Annotated in this window: 17 protein-coding genes; 4 read left to right on the forward strand and 13 right to left on the reverse strand. The window is 64.0% G+C overall.

Translation table 11 applies throughout. The annotated features are described in order from the left end of the window. Window positions 1-75: 75 nt before the first annotated feature. The 10 genes from KP003_RS11265 to KP003_RS11310 form a co-directional block, all read right to left on the reverse strand. Window positions 76-1,176, reverse strand: coding sequence for an ABC transporter ATP-binding protein (locus KP003_RS11265; RefSeq protein WP_216788329.1), 1,101 nt, complete (start codon window positions 1,174-1,176; stop codon window positions 76-78). Continuing rightward, window positions 1,173-1,871 carry an ABC transporter permease gene (locus KP003_RS11270; RefSeq protein WP_216499880.1) on the reverse strand — a complete coding sequence of 233 codons (699 nt, stop codon included), beginning with the start codon at window positions 1,869-1,871 and terminating at the stop codon, window positions 1,173-1,175. The genes KP003_RS11265 and KP003_RS11270 overlap by 4 nt, the downstream gene beginning before the upstream one ends. Then, a complete protein-coding gene (locus KP003_RS11275) occupies window positions 1,872-2,738 on the reverse strand; it encodes an ABC transporter substrate-binding protein (RefSeq protein ID WP_217299608.1) in 867 nt (288 codons plus the stop codon). Window positions 2,739-2,845: 107 nt separating this feature from the next. Beyond that, window positions 2,846-3,658 carry a TOBE domain-containing protein gene (locus KP003_RS11280; RefSeq protein ID WP_216499882.1) on the reverse strand — a complete coding sequence of 271 codons (813 nt, stop codon included), beginning with the start codon at window positions 3,656-3,658 and terminating at the stop codon, window positions 2,846-2,848. Window positions 3,659-3,931: 273 nt separating this feature from the next. After that, entirely contained in the window at window positions 3,932-4,711 is a 780-nt protein-coding gene (locus KP003_RS11285; protein ID WP_216499883.1) for a TIGR04290 family methyltransferase, read from the reverse strand. Window positions 4,712-4,773: 62 nt separating this feature from the next. Next, entirely contained in the window at window positions 4,774-5,829 is a 1,056-nt protein-coding gene (locus tag KP003_RS11290; RefSeq protein WP_216788331.1) for a CgeB family protein, read from the reverse strand. Then, window positions 5,826-6,155: a CgeB family protein gene (locus tag KP003_RS11295; RefSeq protein ID WP_236027009.1), complete on the reverse strand. Its 330-nt coding sequence runs from the start codon at window positions 6,153-6,155 to the stop codon at window positions 5,826-5,828. Before KP003_RS11295 ends, KP003_RS11290 begins: the two co-directional genes overlap by 4 nt. Before the next feature lie 164 nt (window positions 6,156-6,319). Then, entirely contained in the window at window positions 6,320-7,417 is a 1,098-nt protein-coding gene (locus KP003_RS11300) for a CgeB family protein (RefSeq protein WP_216788332.1), read from the reverse strand. Between the two features lie 3 nt (window positions 7,418-7,420). Next, window positions 7,421-8,563, reverse strand: coding sequence for a glycosyltransferase family 4 protein (locus tag KP003_RS11305; RefSeq protein WP_216788333.1), 1,143 nt, complete (start codon window positions 8,561-8,563; stop codon window positions 7,421-7,423). 213 nt (window positions 8,564-8,776) lie between these two features. Beyond that, window positions 8,777-8,962: a hypothetical protein gene (locus tag KP003_RS11310; RefSeq protein ID WP_236027010.1), complete on the reverse strand. Its 186-nt coding sequence runs from the start codon at window positions 8,960-8,962 to the stop codon at window positions 8,777-8,779. 396 nt (window positions 8,963-9,358) lie between these two features. Between KP003_RS11310 and treZ the strand changes: the two genes are divergently transcribed. Together treZ and KP003_RS11320 are read left to right on the forward strand one after the other, a co-directional pair. After that, the gene (treZ, locus tag KP003_RS11315; protein ID WP_216788334.1) at window positions 9,359-11,236 is read left to right on the forward strand and encodes a malto-oligosyltrehalose trehalohydrolase; all 1,878 of its coding nucleotides are present in this window, start codon (window positions 9,359-9,361) and stop codon (window positions 11,234-11,236) included. Further along, entirely contained in the window at window positions 11,233-13,272 is a 2,040-nt protein-coding gene (locus KP003_RS11320; RefSeq protein WP_217299609.1) for an amylo-alpha-1,6-glucosidase, read from the forward strand. Before treZ ends, KP003_RS11320 begins: the two co-directional genes overlap by 4 nt. 64 nt (window positions 13,273-13,336) lie before the next feature. On the opposite strand, the gene KP003_RS11325 is transcribed toward KP003_RS11320, so the two are convergent. Beyond that, entirely contained in the window at window positions 13,337-13,657 is a 321-nt protein-coding gene (locus tag KP003_RS11325) for a BON domain-containing protein (protein ID WP_217299610.1), read from the reverse strand. 168 nt (window positions 13,658-13,825) lie between these two features. Here KP003_RS11325 and KP003_RS11330 point away from each other — a divergent pair, with 168 nt between their 5' ends. Next, window positions 13,826-14,242: a hypothetical protein gene (locus KP003_RS11330; protein WP_216788337.1), complete on the forward strand. Its 417-nt coding sequence runs from the start codon at window positions 13,826-13,828 to the stop codon at window positions 14,240-14,242. Here KP003_RS11330 and KP003_RS11335 read toward each other — a convergent pair. Beyond that, complete coding sequence (locus KP003_RS11335) at window positions 14,239-14,901, reverse strand: uracil-DNA glycosylase family protein (protein WP_216499890.1); 663 nt, start codon at window positions 14,899-14,901, stop codon at window positions 14,239-14,241. The two genes, KP003_RS11330 and KP003_RS11335, sit on opposite strands and share 4 nt — an antisense overlap. Window positions 14,902-14,947: 46 nt before the next feature. On the opposite strand from KP003_RS11335, the gene KP003_RS11340 reads away from it, so the two are divergent. Further along, complete coding sequence (locus tag KP003_RS11340; RefSeq protein WP_239027517.1) at window positions 14,948-15,856, forward strand: zinc dependent phospholipase C family protein; 909 nt, start codon at window positions 14,948-14,950, stop codon at window positions 15,854-15,856. Window positions 15,857-15,962: 106 nt separating this feature from the next. Here the strand turns inward: KP003_RS11340 and coaBC are convergent, their stop codons facing one another. Continuing rightward, on the reverse strand, window positions 15,963-17,174 hold the full coding sequence (gene coaBC, locus KP003_RS11345; RefSeq protein ID WP_216499892.1) for a bifunctional phosphopantothenoylcysteine decarboxylase/phosphopantothenate--cysteine ligase CoaBC: 1,212 nt from the start codon (window positions 17,172-17,174) through the stop codon (window positions 15,963-15,965). Window positions 17,175-17,176: the final 2 nt, after the last annotated feature.

The following is a 17,176-nucleotide window of genomic DNA, read 5'->3' on the forward strand; positions in this document are numbered from 1 at the left end:
CTCAATCCTCCTGATGCTCCTGTTGGCAAAACAGATAGGAATATAAGGTACAAGCGATATTTTGCAAAGCGCTAATTACGCGGCGCGCCTGCGGATGAGATGGACGGAGGTGGCCTTGAAGGAGGCGTACACCTCCTTCCCCTCGCACAGTTCCAGCGTGGCGAAGGACTCGCGGGTCACGTAGGCGGTGAGCATGAAGCCGCAGTCGAGCCTCAGTTTCAAAAAGGGCCCCATCGAAGAAACCTCGATCACCCGCCCGGGGTAGAGGTTGCGGGCGCTCGTTTTGGGGTTGGGGTGGCTGACGCTCACGGTGACGTTTTCCGGTCGGATACAGCAGTAGACCTGCGCGCCCGGCTGTTCGTCCCCCACCGTGTCGACCTCCCGACCCGCCACCTGTACCGCGATCTGCTGCTCGTGATTGCTTTTGACCTCCCCCTCGAGGATCGTTTCCATACCGACGAAGTTGGCCACGAACTCGTTGACCGGGTGGTTCATGACCGCGGCCGGCGTCCCCTGCTGCACGATGCGGCCGCCGTTCATCACCACGATGCGCTGCGACATCCTGAGCGCCTCGGACTGGTCGTGGGTGACCAGGATGGCGGCGATCCCCCGGTCCCGGATGATCCGGTCCATGTCCTCGGTGAGCGCCTGCCTGGTGGGAGGGTCGAGGTTGGCGAAGGGCTCGTCGAAGAAGATCACCTCGGGTTCCACGGCGAAGGCGCGGGCCAGGCTCACGCGCCGGGCCTCACCGCCGGAGAGTTTGCGCGCCGAGCGCTCTGCCATGTGACCGAGGTTGAAGCGCTCCAGGTAGCTGGCGACCCGCTTCTTGATCTCGCCGCGCCCCATTCCCCGAAGCTTCAGGCCGCTTGCCACGTTGTCGAAGACGGTGCTGTCGAAAAGGAGCGGGTCCTGCAGCACCATGGCGGTGCGGCGGCGCAGTTCCAGCCACTGCGAACTGGACGCGACGGTGCTCCCCCGGTAGCAGACGGAACCGCTTTGACGCTTCATGAGCCCCATAAGCGACAGGAGCAGGGTCGACTTTCCCGCACCGTTTGGGCCGATCAGCGAAACGAATTCATTTTCGGACAAAGAAAAAGAGGGTATGTCGAGTACGGTCACGCCGCCTCGATCAACCCTCAGCTCTTTCAGGTCGAGCACGTTTTGCGGCTTCGTCATCTGGGCCTTTCCCGCTGCTGGATGTAGGTGAGGAGGTAATTGACGGCGAAGCAGAATAGCAGAAGTATCACGGACAGGGCAATGGCCATGTCGAAATTCCCCCTGCCGGTCTCCATGACGGTCGCCGTGGTGAGCACCCGGGTGTACCCCCTGACGTTGCCCCCCACCATGATGGAGGCGCCCACCTCGGAGATCACCCCGCCGAAGCCGGCCATGACCCCCGCCATGAGCGGCAGCCGTGCCTCCTTGATCAGCATCCAGACCAGCTGGGTCCGCGTGGCGCCCAGGGCCAGGATCTGCAGCCTGAGGCTGGCCGGGAGGTTCTGCATGGCGCCGATGGTGACCCCCATGACGATGGGAGTCGCGATCACGGTCTGCGCGATGACGATGGCGGTCGGGGTGTACAGGAGCTCCAGGTACCCCAGGGGACCGTTTCTCCAGAGCATGATGGAGACGAAGAGGCCCACCACCACCGGCGGCAGCCCCATGCCGGTGTTCACCACGCTGACCAGGATCTTCTTGCCGGGGAAGCTGGTGAGCGCCACCAAGGTCCCCACGGAAAGACCGATCAACAGCGAGAAGAGCGTGGCGAGCCCGGAGACCTTGAGCGACAGCAGGGCGATGCCCAGCACCTCGCGATCAAACGACGCGAGGAGCTGGAACGCCTTTGTCAGACCTTCGAGGATCACGTCCATTTACAGCCCCAGGGACTCCGGTTTCTTGCCTGCATCCGGGAAGAAGAGCGGGGAGCCGAACTCCTTCTTGCCGAAGGTGGAGATGATCTCCTGGGTCTTCTTGGAGACCATGAAGTCGGCGAAGGCCTTGGCGCCGGCATTGTTCACCTTGGGCCACTTGGCCGGGTTCACCTCGATGACGTGGTAGATGTTGAGGAGCTTGGGCTCACCCTGGACCATGATCTCGAGCCCCAGGTGCGCCTTCTTGTTGAGCGCCAGGTAGGTGCCGCGGTCGGCCAGCAGGTAACCCTTCTTCTCGGCGGCGACGTTCAGGGTCTCGCCCATGCCCAGGCCGGTCTGCTGGAACCACTTCTGCCCTTCCGGGTTGATGCCGGCGGCCTTGAAGAGCCCCTTCTCCTTCGCGTGGGTACCGGAGTTGTCACCCCTGGAGAGCCACAGGGCGTTGCTCTTGGCGATGGTCTTCAACGCGTCTGCCGCGGTCTTGGCGCCGCGGATCCTGGCCGGGTCGTTGGCCGGTCCCAGGACGATGAAGTCGTTGTGCATGACGAGCTTCCTGTTCACGCCGAAGCCGTCGGCCATGAATTTTTTCTCCGCATCCGGGGAGTGCACCAAGAGCACGTCGGCCTCCCCCTTCTCGCCCATCTTCATGGCCTGGCCGCTCCCGACCGAGATGGTCTTCACGAAATAGCCGGTCTGCTTCTCGAAGACCGGGATCAGCACGTCCAGAAGGCCGGAGTCCTGGGTGGAGGTGGTGGTGGCCAGGATCAGGTTCTTCTGCTGAGCCCCCCACCCGGTGGAAACCGTGGCGACCAGGCTGAGCAGGAACAGGACAACAAAAAGGGGCAACGTTCTGAAAATTTTGGACATCGTCAAACTCCTTCTTTTTGATTTACCTAATTGCGTCAAGCGTTATGGTGCTTTCGCTACAGCGGTTAACCTTAAAAAGGGGAACGGCGAACCGCCCCCCAATCGCTTCAGCTCACCCCGAGGATGACGCTGGAGGCCTTGAACAGGGTGCAGGCGTGCGAGCCGACCTTGAGCCCGAGGCTCGTGCCGCTGTCATGGGTGATCACGGCGCTTATAGTGTTGCCGCCCCCCACTTCCACGTCGACCTCGGTGGAAACGGGCCCTTCCACGATCTTGGCGACGGTGCCGCACATGACGTTGCGGGCGCTGATCTTCGCGTCGTGCAGGTCGGAGCCGACCATGACCGAGCTCGCCTTGATGATGGCGTAGGCCGAGCTCCCCTCCTTGAGGGCAAGGTTCTCGACGGCTCCGTTGGTGATGACGGCGACCAGCGGCGCGCCGCCGGTGAGCACCAGGGTCACCTCCGCGTTCACCGCCCCCTTGGTGATCTTGGCGATGGTTCCGGACAGGACGTTACGGGCACTTACTTTCATGGATATCCTCCGTAAAAGCTGGTAGAGACTCGCACTGTCGCCGAGCCTTCCCTCGAGATTCTCCAGGAACCGGCGATGTTCTTCCTGGAGCACGCCGTACTGCTGGACCACTTCCTTCCCGTAGGCGGTGAGGGTCGTCCCCCCGCCGCCCCGCCCGCCGGTCACCCGCTCCACCAGCGGCTTTTCGGCGAGGTTGTTGATCATGTTGACCAGGTCCCAGGCGTTCTTGTAGCTGATGCCGACTGCCTTGGCCGCCTTGGTGATGGAACCAAGCTCGTCGATCTTCTGCAGAAGCGCAATCCGGTCCAGCCCCAGGAACTTCTGCTCATCCTTGTGAAACCAGAGAGCCCCTTCGAGCTCAATGCCGCGTTTTGTGCCACGACTCAATTCACACCTCGTTCAGGAGCAGAGACTGTGACAAGTTCCTCACAGGGATCTGCCGATGTCTGCCCCAGTATACGATCATATCAGTGAGAGTAAAGCCGGCCCCTGACAGCGACTGACACATCTCCCACGCCATCCCACCAGTCGGATTATCGTTATATCATAAACACCATAGCGTAGACAAAAAAAGTGAGAACCCGTCCCGTATACCTTTTTCACACAAAAGATCGGGTGGTTAAAGGACCAGAAATGGCGATGCCGCCGGGTGACGCCGGCTCATTCGCCGGCGTTGGTAGCGGAGAGGAATTCCGAGCGGTTCCAGGTGGTCATGCAGGAAGGGTGCGCCGGGTCGGGATGGCAGAGGTAGATCTCGTCACCGGGATAACCGGCGACCTTCAGTCCGGCCGAACGGAGCATCGCCTCGACGCCGGCGTGGTTCGCGATCCACCAGTTGGTCGGGTCCCCGGCGAAGCGTTCCTCGATGAAGGCCATCTTGGGCCACCCCACGCCCAGCAGCGCGTCCCGTTCGTTGATCCAGAAGTCGGCCTGCCCGGCGACCTCCCGGCCGGGCATGGTGATGGTCTGGAACAGCATCATGCCCGCCGTCTTCTGCGCCACGATGTCGAGTGCCAGCATCGGGTAGCGCAGGTGGTAGAACACCCCCATGAACAGGACCAGGTCGAACTTTCCCTTCACCCGCGCCAGGTCGTAGACCTGCATCTGCCGGAACTCCACCAGGTCCTGCAGGGCGTACTGTCCGGCCGCCCAGTTTGCCTGATCCAGATAGTGGCTGTCGCAGTCGATGCCGAGCACCCGGGCGCCGCGGCGCGCCAGCTCGAACGAGTAAAAGCCCGCGTTGCAGCCGATGTCGAGGGCACTCCACCCGGTCAGGTCCTCCGGGATGCAGCCCGCGATCTCGCGCCACTTGAAACCGGGGAAGTCCCCCAGGGAATGATCCGGGGCCGTCTCGGTCCCGTCGGGCAGGTGCAGGTTGTGGAACCAGGGGGAGAGTTCCCCGATGTCGTCTTCCAGCGTTCTCGGTTTGGCGTGGGTCATGCAGGCACCTCGATTTCGTTTTACTCGCCGGGACAGGGGCCCGGCGGGACCGGGGCGACGAGTCACAGTGCGGCCAGGTACTCCTCCAGTTCCTCGGCGCGGCAGGCGGCCGAGTGGGACCGCAGCACACGGGTGCGGGCGCGCTCCCCGATGGCGCGGCGCTCCTCGTCGGGGAAACGCTGCAGGATGCGCAGCATCTCCTGGCTGCCGGAAGCGAGCAGGATCTCCTTTTCCGGCACGAAGAACTGCTCCAGTCCCGGCCACCGGTCGCTCACGATGGGGACCGCGCAGGCGGCGGCCTCGAAGAGCCGGACGCTGGGCGAATAGCCGGCCACCTGCATCTGCTTCCTGGTCAGGTTCAGGGTGAAACGCTGCGAACAGTAGAACTCGCTGTGGCACTCGGGGGGGAGATGTTCGATGCGATGCGTGTTCTTTGGCCACGTGAGGTCCGAGGGGTACTGCGCCCCGGCCACCACGAAGCGCCCTTTCTCCCAGGAGGCGGCGGGCCGGCAGAGCAGCTGGTCCAGGCCGGGCTGGCGGTCGCGGCTGTAGGTGCCAAGATAGCCGAGGTCCCAGCGCGGGGTGATCTGCATCGGGTAATGCACCATGGGATCGACCGAGCAGTACAGGGCGCGCGCCGCCCGCGAACCGTAGTGGCGCTCGATGTAGTCCAGGGTCGGTCCGCCGGTGAAGGAGAGGTAGAGGTCGTAACAGGGGATGAGGTCCTCGCTGAGGTACTGGCACTCACCGCGGGCCAGGGCGGCCAGGGTCACCGGGGTGTCGATGTCGTAGAAGGCCTTGATCCCCTTGGCGTGCTTGGATACCCACTTCCCCACCTCGATCCCCTGGTAGACGTAGGAGCCGACGATGACGCAGTCGGCGTCGCTGATCTCGGGACCGTACTCGGCCAGCAGTTCGTCCAGCGACCTGTATATCAGCGTGTTGCAAAAGGGGGGCTCGGGGAGGTCGCGGTGGGTCTCGTACCACTGCGCGTCCCGCTCCAGGAACAGGATCTCGTGGCCGCGCTTGTCCATCTCCCGCAACAGCCCGCGGTAGGTGGTGGCGTGGCCGTTGCCCCAGGACGAGGTGATGGACAGACCGAAGACGACGATCTTCATGGTGCCCCCCCGATGTACGCCCGGCGGATCGGGCCGCAGGCGAAGATCTCCTGGAACTGCCTGGCACGGTGCGCGTAGGTATGGGAAAGAAAGAATTCCTCGACCCGGTGCTCCCGGTCCGGCAGGCGGTTGCCCAGGAAGGAGAGGTCCGCCTGGAACCGCGGTTCCGGCGGGACGGGGAAGTGGGCGTCGGGTTCGTAAAAGGTGATGCGGTGACCCAGGCGGGAGAGCGCCCGCACCATGCCGCGGTAGTAGGTGGCTGCGCCGTTCCAGTAGGCGGAGACCAGGCTCGAGGCGAAGAAGGCGATGGTAAGAGGAGCAGCCATGGTGGTTCCTTTCAGGAAAGAAGTTACGCAAAGCCACGCGAAACAGGCGCGAAGTGGGCGAAGAAAGCTTGTCCTTTTTACCCAAAAAGCTCTCTTTCCGTTCTTAGCGGTTTCTCCGCGTTTCTTTGCGCTGCCGCCTTTAAAGCGGCTGGGAGAGAAGCGCTTTACCCTCCAATGCCGAGCTCGCGGCAGATGGTCAGCAGCTCCTGGACGCGGTGGCGACAGGTATGCCGGGCCAGGATGGTCTCCCGGCCGTGGTCTGCCAGGCTCTGCGCCCGCTCCGGGTCTTGCAAAAGGGCTTGCATCTGCCGCTCCATCTCCTTGCCGTCCCGGGCGTAGAGAAGGTCTGCGCCATCGGTGAAAAGCCGGTCGCTGTCGATCCAGGGCGCCGACAGCAGCGGGATACCGCAGGCCAGGGCCTCGAAGGGGCGGATGGTGGGTATCCCCGGCAGGGACTCCAGGTAGGGGCGGCGCGGGATGTGGACCGTGAGCCGGAACCGGCTGAACACCCGGGGCACCTCGAAGTTCGGGAGCCAGCCGCCGTAGCCGATCCCGGCCTCGGCCAGAAGCTTGAGCGCCTCCCTCGGGTAGCGCACGCCGTAGACAACCCCCTTCAGGTGCAGCCTCCGCACCGGCTCCACAAAGAATTCACGGATCTCCTGGCTGCGCTCGTCGTCGCCCCAGTTCCCGATCCAGACCACGTCCCCGACCTTGTCGGGCGACTCCAGCGGCCGGAACACCCGCACGTCGGCCGCCTCGTGCCAGATCCAGACCCGCTGCGCCCAGCCGCGGGAGAGGTAGATCTCTCTGATCCTGCCGCCGTAGGCCAGCACGCCGTCAAAACCGGAGAGGTCGTAGGTGGCCATCGACCGCTCGTCGGTGACGCTTCGGTGGTGGGTGTCGTGGAACAGGAGCCGGTAGCTGCCGCGCGCCTTGCGGTGCTCCCCCAGGCGCCGGACCAGTTCGTGCTCGCTCCACTCGTGGACGATGACCAGGTCCGCGCCGGCCAGGACGTGGTCCAGGTCCAGCTCCTCGAGGCGGTAGCCGACCCCGGTGAGCCCCGGGTAGGCCTGTCCGAAGCGAAGCAGCACCTCCTCTCCGCCGTCTTGCAGCATGTTGCTGTAACTCCAGCCGTTCTCCGGCTCGTAGACCGTCACCTGGTGCCCGAGCAGCCCAAGCTCCGTGACGATGCCCCGCAGGAAATGGGCGTTGCCGTGGTTCCAGTCGGACAGGATGGAGTGGTAAAACATCACGATGCGCATGATTCAGCGTACCTCCGGTGGAGTCGTGCCGCAGAGCCGGGCGTACAGGGCGAGGTAGCCGGCGGTCATCCTGGCGGCGGAGAAGCTGCGGCTTCTCTCCAGGGCCTTCTCCCTGAGGCTCGCCTGACGGTTGCGGTCGGCGCAGAGCGCGCACAGCTGCTTTTGCAGCTCCAAAGCCGATTCGGGATCCACGAACAGGGCAGCCCCGTCCCAGAGCTCGCGCAGGCTGGGGATGTCCCCCAGTACCAGGGCGCAGCCGGAGAGGGCCGCCTCCAGGATGGTGAGCCCGAAGGGCTCGTAGCGCGCCGGGAGCACGTAGATGGCGGCGGCGGTGTACCAGAGGGCCAGCGACTCAGGCTCCAGGAAGCCGAGCCGGTTCACGCCGTCGACGTTGGCCGCCCCGCCGCCGGGCTGGTTGATCTCCCCCGCCACGTACACCGGCCAAGGGAGGTCGTAGGCGTTGCGCACCAGGGCGCCGATGTTCTTGGCCTCGTCCCAGACCCTCCCCACGGAGAGGATGAAATCCTCCTTCCTGCCGGGGCGGAACCTGGTGCGGCCGCGGGCGTTGTAGACCACCTGCGCGTCGGGAAGAGGCAGGTAGAGCCTCCTGATGCACTCGAGCATCGCCGAGGAGGGCGCGGCAACCAGGTCCGCCGCGGCCAGCCCCCGGGCGACCCGGACCCGGTAACCTTCCAGCCGCTGCGGTGCCTGTTCGCCGCGCACCGCCTCCCACCAGGAAAGGACGCAGGAGTGGGCCACCACCAGGCAGGGGGTGCGCCAGGGGAGCGCCGCGTGGACGTAACCGTTTAGGTGCACGAGGTCCGGCTTCAGCTCCGCCTCCAGGGAGAGGAGCCAGTCGCCGCTCATTTCCACGTCGGCCCAGGGGTCGTCCATCCACTCCAGCCGGTAGCCGCTCTCAAACAGCGTGACGTTCGCCTCGTCGGCCACCTCCCGGCGCTGCCCGGGGGAAAGAGGCCGCCCCATGGTGGCGAGGGCGATGCGCACCCCGTGTGGGGCCAGGCCGCGGCTGAGCTCCAGGGCGTAGTTCCAGACCCCGCCGATCGGATCGGCGGTCATCAGTATCAGCCCCGGCGCATTCGGGGGTGCGTGCTCGCTTGCTCCTGTGGTGGGAACCGCATTGTTCATGAATAAAAAATCCCGGCTGCACCCTTGTTGAACAAACACCCGAAATATTAGCTCCTAACGCCTTGCCATCTCATGAGTCCGTGATGCCGCTTCGGTAAAGGGACACCCGTCCCCTTCGCCTTCCTCCGCGGGAAGGGCACCGCTCAAGAGCCGCCCGGCGCGGCTTATCGTCTTATCTGTGTATCGACGTATCTATTTACCAGTTTACCTTTGTTACCTTCCGTTGGCCGCGTCGAGCACCTCGGCCACCCGGACCAGTTGCTCCGCCTGAGGATCGAAGGCGCCCCCTCCTAATCTGAGCTGACGCGCCCAGGCCACCGCGCACCTCCCTCCCCAGTCGTCCGGGGGAGCGGCGATGGTCTCGGCAGCCGTGCCGCGGAAGCGCTCGGCCACGAACAACCATGGCCGCCGGGTGGAAACCGATGAAACCGCCCCCCGTGACAAGAACGCTCCCTGCCAAAAGCTCCTCCCCTCAAGCGGTTAGACCTTTGCGGTAGCGGTCATCTAATTAGACAAAAGTTTATTGATTTAAATTAATAAAACCCAATACTAGCAGTGACGGATTTTCTGTCAAACTCCCCGCACAAAAAAATCGCATTTTTCTCCAGTAAGATGGCGGACATGTCCCCTCCCCGGCACATGATCGGCTTTTCAGTTGCGTCAATCGGCCCCCCTCGGCACGGGAAGCCGAGGCACATGAAGGATGCCCCCCGCCCAATCGGTTTTAAAATTCGCGGAGTGTGTTATTTTAGAGCGTGTTAATTTTTTCTGACAGTAACGGCTTCGGAGGCGGCGATGACTGCAACGCAGAGAAGGGTACCCATCGGGGCGGAAACGGTACCGGGAGGGGTGCACTTCAGGGTCTGGGCGCCCGGCCACCGGGAAGTCGAGGTGGTGCTCGAAGGCACCCCGACGCCGCAGGCGACGGCGCTCTCCCCCGAGGAGGATGGATATTTTTCCGGCTTCTGCAGCGAGGCGAAGGTCGGATCGCGCTACCGCTACCGCCTGGACGGCGCGGATAGCTTTCCTGACCCTGCTTCCCGCTTCCAGCCCGAGGGCCCCCACGGCCCCTCCCTGGTAGTGGATCCGGCGAGCTTCACCTGGAGCGACGAGGGGTGGCCCGGCGTGGAGCGCGAGGGGCAGGTCATCTACGAGATGCACCTGGGGACCTACACCATGGAAGGGACCTGGCGCACCGCAGCGGAACAGCTCCCGGCGCTCAAGGAACTGGGGGTCACCCTGGTCGAGGTGATGCCGGTGGCCGACTTCCCCGGCAGATTCGGCTGGGGGTACGACGGGGTGAACCACTTCGCCCCCACGCGGCTCTACGGACAGCCGGATGACATGCGCCGTTTCGTGGACCGCGCCCACGCCCTGGGGCTGGGCGTCATGCTGGACGTGGTCTACAACCACTTCGGCCCCGAGGGAAACTACCTGGCGCATTTTTCCGAATTCTATTACGGGGCGAACGAGAGCGATTGGGGCAAGGTGATGAACTTCGACGGCAGGCACAACGCCCCGGTGCGCGAATTCTTCATCGCCAACGCCGCCTACTGGATCGACGAGTTTCACCTGGACGGCCTGCGTTTCGACGCCACCCATGCTATCATAGACAACTCGGACATCCACATCCTGGGGGACATCACGCGCGGCGCCAGGGAATCGGCCAAGGGGCGCAGGTTGCTCCTGGTGGCGGAGAACGAGGGGCAGGACTACCGCTGCCTGCGCCCGAGGGAGGAAGGGGGCTTCGGCATGGACGCGGTCTGGAACGACGACTTTCACCACAGCGCCCACGTGGCCCTTACCGGGTACCACGACGCCTACTACTCCGAGTACTTAGGCTCCCCCCAGGAGATGATCTCCTGCGCCAAGTGGAGCTACCTCTACCAGGGGCAGTTCTATTTCTGGCAGGGGAAGCGTCGCGGCTCCCCCACCCTCGGCATCAGCCCGAACAGCTACATAAACTACATCCAGAACCACGATCAGATCGGGAACTCCGCCTGGGGGACCCGGATCGACAGGCTCACCAACCCGGCCGCCCTGCGCGCCATGACCGCGGTGCTCTTCCTGCTCCCCCAGACCCCGATGATCTTCCAGGGACAGGAATTCTCCGCCAGCGCCCCCTTCCTTTACTTCGCCGACCTGAGCAGCGAGACCTCGCAGCAGGTCCACGCCGGGCGCATCGAGTTCCTGAAGCAGTTCACCAACGTCGATTCCCCCGAGGTGATCGACACCATCGACAAGCCCTACGAGCTGGAAACCTTCCAGCAGTCCCGCATCGACCTCAGGGAACGCGAGCGTCACCACAAGGTCTACGCGCTCTACCGCGACCTGATCAGGCTGCGGCGCGAGGATCCCGTCTTCAACCGCGGCTACGCCTGCCACATCGAGGGGGCGGTGTTGGGGAGGGGAGGCTTCCTGCTGCGCTACTTCCTCGGCGAGGAGCAGCGCCTGTTCCTGGTCAACCTGGGGCGGGAGCTGCACCTGGCGCCCATCCCGGAGCCGATGCTGGCGCCACCGCTTGGCTGTACCTGGGAGATGCTCTGGAGCAGTGAAAAGGTGGAGTTCGGCGGTTCCGGGACACCGAAGCTCGACATGGAGAAATTCTGGCGTCTGCAGGGATATGCGGCACTGGTGCTGATTCCGGTCCCCGAGGGAGGTAACGAACCATGACCACGGTAACGCGGGAATACCGTCTCGACCGGCACGACGAGGAACTGAGGACACGGCAGATGCTGGAACAGGAGTGGCTTTTGACCAACGGGCTTGGGGGGTACGCCTCGGGGACGGTCTGCGGGGCGCTGACCCGGCGCTACCACGGCCTGCTCATCGCGGCCTACCCTTCGCCGATGGGGCGCATCGTGATGCTGAACCGGCTCACCGAGGCGATCAGGTTCCCGGACGGGAGCATGGTCCGCTTCGGCGGGGACCAGAAGGAGTCGGGGCTCGAGTTCCACGGCATGGAGTACCTGACCGGCTTCAGGCTCGAGGACGGCCTCCCGGTCTGGCGCTACAAGGTGAACGGTACCGTGATCGAGAAGCAGCTGGTCATGGTGCACCGCCAGAACACGGTGCACCTGATCTACCGCCTCCTCTCCGGCGAGAAGATGGTGCGCCTCAAGCTGCAGCCCTACCTGCAGTTCCGCCCCCACGACGCCTCGGTCGACGTCGCCTCGGACGATCCCTACATGTTCACCGCGGTGCAAAACCGCTACCAGATCGCCTCCGGCGCCAATTCGCCCCAACTGAGGCTGGTGATCAACGGCGGCAGGGGGAACTTCACCCTGGAGGAAAAGCACAATACCGACATCTTCTACGACGTGGAAAGCGCCCGGGGGTACGATTCCCTGGGAACCCTCTGGACCGCCGGCTACTTCGCCGTAGATCTCGGCATCGGGCAGGACGCGGCCCTCACCGCCTCCACCGAGACCTGGGAGACCATCGCGGCCCTCTCGCCGGCGGCAGCCCTCGAGATGGAAAGGGAACGGCGCCGGCTCCTTTTGGCCGCGGCGGACCCCAGGGCGCGCCAGGGGCTTCCCGCCGAGCTGGTGCTCGCCACCGACCAGTTCATCATCACCCCGGCAGGGCGCCACAAGGACAGCGTGCGCGCCCACGCCATGGGGGACGAGGTCTGCACGGTGATCGCCGGCTACCACTGGTTCACCGACTGGGGGCGCGACACCATGATCTCGCTTGAGGGGCTCACCCTCGCCACCGGCCGCCACACCGAGGCGGGGTGGATCCTGCGTACCTTCGCCCACTACGTCAAGAACGGCCTGATCCCCAACCTCTTCCCGGAGGGGCAAAACGAGGGGCTCTACCACACGGCGGACGCGAGCCTGTGGTTCTTCCACGCGCTGAGCCGCTACCTGGAATACACCAACGACCGGGCCACGCTGAACATGATCATGCCCCAGATGCGGGAGATCATCGACCGGCACCTCTCCGGCACCAGCTTCGGCATCGGGGTCGATTCGAGTGACGGACTCTTGAAACAGGGGGCAGAGGGATACCAGCTCACCTGGATGGACGCCAAGGTGGGGGACTGGGTGGTCACGCCACGCCGGGGGAAGGCCGTGGAGCTGAACGCGCTCTGGTACAACGCCCTGCGCCTTATGCAGCAGTGGACCGAGCAACTGGGGGACGAGCGGTACTCGCGGCAGCTCGGTACCTTTGCCGACCAGAGCTACCGCTCCTTCAACCAGCGCTTCTGGTACGCCGACGGGGGCTACCTCTACGACATCGTGGACGGCGAGCTGGGCGACGACAACGCCTGCCGCCCCAACCAGCTCTTCGCCATCTCGCTCCCCTTCCCCGTGCTGGAGCGGGACCGCTGGCCACAGGTGCTGGAAACGGTTCGTCAGCGCCTGCTGACGCCGGTGGGGCTGCGCACCCTCGCCCCCGGACACCCCGACTACAAGACGACCTATCACGGCGACCTCAGGGCCCGCGACGCCGCCTACCACCAGGGGACCGTCTGGCCCTGGCTCATCGGCACCTTCATCGACTCGTGGATGAAGCTCTACCCGGACCAGGTCGGCGCGGCGCGCAGCTTCCTGGACGGCCTGGTGCAGCAGATGAACCAGCAGTGCATCGGCTCCATCAGCGAGATCTTCGATGCCGAGCACCCCTACAACCCCAGGGGGTGCATCGCCCAGGCCTGGAGCGTGGCGGAGATGCTCCGCTGCTGGCTCAAGACGGCGCAGTGACGCAGAGCCCATCACTGACAAGCAAAAAGCCCCCTCCCTTTTGGGAGGGGGCTTTTTGTTGCCCCTACTTGGTGATCAGGTCGTTCTTCACTTCCTTCACCCCCTTGACGCCGCGGGCGATTGCACCTGCCCTTCTCGCGTTCTCAGCCGAATCCACGAAACCGCTCAACTGCACCACCCCCTGGTAGGTGGTGACGTTGATCTGGAAGGTCTTCAGCGCCAGTTCGTCGAAGATGGCGGCCTTGACGCGGGTGGTGATGGCCGCGTCATCCACGTACTCCCCTGCGGTTTCGTGCTTGGTCGTGTGGGTGTGGGTGCAGCCGACGAAGGAAGTGAGCAGGCAGGCACAGACAAGGACCGTGATGATGCGCTTTGTTTTTGCCATGACGATCTCCTTTCTCGCAGATAATTTGTCAGCCGGAAACCGGTTAAGGATAACCAATCAAACAGGGGAGTCAAGAACCTGCAGCGGGACACATTTGAATTTTCCAATCACGAATTTATACTTGGCGGGTGGTGGGAGGGGGGAAAACAGTATCGATGGAGGTGATTTATGAAGCAGGTGTTACTGATACTTTTTCTGCTGCTGGTGGTCGGGACGGACCGGGTGATGGCAGTGGACGCCTCCATCTGCAACCCGGGCTCGGACATCCTCTACTATCCCAACGGGGATCTGAAGTCGTGCAACCTCAAGGACATCACCAGGTTGAGCGGCGTGACCTGCAATCAGCTTTCCAACGCCGAGTTCTACGAGCTGGGGATGCTGAAAAGCTGTGTCACCAAGAATTTTTTCAACTATGAGGGGTTGATCTGCAACGAGTACAGCGCAATCAGCTTCTACGAATCGGGCAAACTGGAAGGGTGTGTCCTGGCCACGCGGGCTGAGGTGGACGGCAAGATGTGCGTGGAGCAGCAGCCGATCACCCTGTTCGAGACCGGCAAGTTGAAATCCTGCAGCGCGCCGCGCTAGGCGGCCCCCGCCAGGCGGCGCATCACCAGCTTCATGTCCTCCCAGACGTGGCGTTTGAGCGCCTCGTCGGCCAGGAGACTTTCCGGGTGCAGGGTCGGCATCACCGCCCTCCCCCGGACGTCCTGCAAACTGCCGCGCACCTGCTCCAGGGTTGCCTCCCCCCCAAGCAGCAAACGGGTTGCCTCTTCCCCCAAGGCGACCACCACCTCCGGCTCCACCGCAGCGATTCGCTGCGCCACCTCTCGGGCGACTGCCGCGGAATCCCCTGCACTATCGAAGCTGACCAGGCAGACCTGGTCGGTCCGGAACTTCATGGCAACTACGATCTTCGCCAGGAGCTCGCCGGCCGCACCCGCGAAGCCACCTCCGCTCATGAGGAAGAGAAGACGGGCGTGCGGGTCACCCTCCTGGCGGCAGAAAGGTGCGGCTGTCTCGTCGGTCCCGGCGGGAGGCGCGGAAACGGCGGCAGGAGACGGGGCGACAGGCGCAGACGGCGCGGCGGCCAAAGCCACGGCTGTAGCCGCGGTGGCTGACGCTGGAGGCGCCACGGTCGGGGTGAGGGCGCCGAAAGCGAGTTCATCCAGACCGCTGTCGGCCAAGTCCGTCAGGTACCCCTTCAGCGAGCGTAACAGCAGCTCCCGCTCCTCCATCTCCGCCATCCTAAACCCCTTTACATTTCCGGTTTCATTAACTATGCTCGAAGGCATGCCGCTTTTACTTCTCGTCACATCCCTGCTGGTCTTTGCGCTCCCTGAACAGGCCCTCGCCTGGGGGGCCGGCGTGCACCTTCAGCTCGGCATGAACGTGCTGAACAACCTGGACGCCCTGAAGCCGGCCGTTGCCGCCATCATCTCGGCACATCCCTACGATTTCCTCTACGGCACCATCGCCGCCGACATCACCCTGGGCAAGAAGTTCACCCACTACCTGCAGCACTGCCACCGCTGGCGCATCGGGCACCGGGTCCTTGACAAGGCGGGCGATCCCGCCCAGCAGGCCTGCGCCTACGGCTACCTCTCCCACCTGGCCGCGGACTGCATCGCCCACAACTACTACGTCCCCTACAAGGTCATGCGCAGCTTCTCGTCGCTGACCCTGAAGCACGCCTACTGGGAGATGCGCTTCGAGAACTACGTGGAAAAGGAGATCTGGGAGACCGCAAAGAAGGTTTCGCTGGAACATTTCAGCAGCAACGACCAGTTACTGCGCAAGGTCCTCTCGGATACCATCTTCTCCTTCGGCACCAACAAGAAGATCTTCAACTCCATCCTGCTGGTGAGCCGCCTGGAGAAGTGGCAGAGCATACTGCAGACCCTGTCCGACACCTCGCGTTACGCGCTCGAGGAAAACGACCGGGAGGAGTACATGCAGCTGGCCCAGGAGGCCGTTTTCGACTTCCTGAACAACGACGAATCCTCGCGCTTTTTCCACGCCGATCCGACCGGTGAAAGGGCGCTGGCGGCGGCGGAAGCGGTGCGCAAGAACCTGCGGCTTTTGTACCGTACCGGCAAGATCACCAAGCAGCAGGCCTACGCCGAGCTCGACGAGCTGAAGCTGAAACTCAAGGAAGCGATCTGCGAGCCGGAACTGCTGCTGCAGATCCTCTCGAAGTAGCACCCTCTCGAAGCAGCTCCCTCCGCTTCTACTCCCTTCCCCGAAGGGGGAGGGTCCGGGAGGGGGACGCTTCAGGGCGAATGATCATTCGCCCCTACAGCGGTTTCTATCCTTTCGCTGCGCGCTTCTCCCCCAGCAACGTTTCCACGTTTTCCAGGATCACACCCGCCAGGTCTTCTTTCTCCATCATCGGAAGTTCTTCGACCCGGCCGTCGCTGAAGAGCAGCTTCGCGATGTTGGTGTCCACGTTGAAGCCGGCACCTTCCTGCGAGACGTCGTTGGCCACCACGAGGTCCAGGTTCTTGGCCTTGAGCTTCGCCCCTGCGTGGCGCAGCAGGTCCTGCGTCTCGGCGGCGAAACCGACCAGGATCCGCTCCCCCTTGCCGGCTCCCAGTTCCGCAAGGATGTCCGGGTTCTTCTCCAGTTCGATGCAGAGGCTCTCCTGGCTCTTCTTCATCTTTTCGCCGGCGCGTGTCCTGGGGCGGTAGTCCGCCACGGCGGCCGCCTTGATCACGATGTCGATGCGAGAGAGGCATCCCTGCACCGCGTCCCGCATCTCCTGCGCGCTCTGCACCCGGATCACCTCCACCCCGACCGGGGGTGCCAGGCAGGTCGGCCCGGTCACCAGGGTCACCGCCGCCCCCCTAAGGCGCGCCTGGCGCGCGATGGCGTATCCCATTTTCCCGGAGGAGTGGTTGCTGATGTAGCGCACCGGGTCGATCTCCTCGAGCGTCGGCCCAGCCGTGACCAGGATCCTCTCTCCCGCCAGGCGCTTCGGGGTCAGGGCCGCCACGGCCTCCTCGAAGATCACCTCGGGTGCCTGCAGCTTCCCCTCCCCTTCGTAGCCGCAGGCGAGCATGCCGCAGGCGGGGGCAACGAAGAGGTAGCCGTGCTCCTTGAGGCGCGCCTCGTTCTCACGGTAGATCGGGTTGCGGTACATGTTGACGTTCATGGCGGGGGCGATCAGGACCGGCGCCCTGGTCGCCATGACCGTGGTGGTCAAGAGGTCGTCCGCGATGCCGTGGGCTATCTTGCCGATGACGTTGGCCGTCGCGGGGGCGATGATGTAGAGGTCGGCACGGTCTGCGAGCGCGATGTGCCCTATCTTCTCTTCCGAAATCAGGTTGAAGAGCTCCAGGTGCACCGGGTTCCGGGACAGGGTCTGGAAGGTGAGCGGCGTTACGAATTCCGTGGCCGACTTGGTCATCACCACGTGCACGTTGGCGCCCGCCTTCACCAGGAGGCGCAAAAGCTCCACCGCCTTGTAGACCGCGATGCCGCCGGCAACCCCGAGAACGATCTCCTTGCCTTTCAGCATGT

Source organism: Geomonas diazotrophica (assembly GCF_019063885.1).
Classification (GTDB): domain Bacteria; phylum Desulfobacterota; class Desulfuromonadia; order Geobacterales; family Geobacteraceae; genus Geomonas; species Geomonas diazotrophica.